General features: G+C 78.3%; 1 pseudogene. It reads left to right on the plus strand.

The window, feature by feature from the left end:
• Positions 1-35: 35 nt before the first annotated feature.
• Positions 36-267, plus strand: a pseudogene (locus GTW08_RS03935) (hypothetical protein); the annotation flags it as partial.

The following is a 267-nucleotide window of genomic DNA, read 5'->3' on the forward strand; positions in this document are numbered from 1 at the left end:
GCGGTCACCCGGTCGGCGGCGGCCGGGTGGTGGACGTGCGCCGCTCCCCCGTCGGCCGGTTCGGGCGGGCCGCGGTCACCGTCGACGCGCCCGGCGCCGGCGTCCTGCGGATCGAGGCGGAGAACGAGTACCTGCTCGTGCTGGCCGACGGGGAGCCGGTGGCCGCGTCGCCGGAGGTGATCGTGCTGCTGGACCGTCGCTCGGCCGCGCCGATCGCCGCCGACGCCGTCCGTTCCGGCGACGACGTGCTGGTCCTGGTGCTGCCCG

Origin of the sequence: Pseudonocardia sp. SID8383 (assembly GCF_009864975.1) — a bacterium.
Taxonomy (GTDB): Bacteria; Actinomycetota; Actinomycetes; order Mycobacteriales; family Pseudonocardiaceae; genus Pseudonocardia; species Pseudonocardia alni.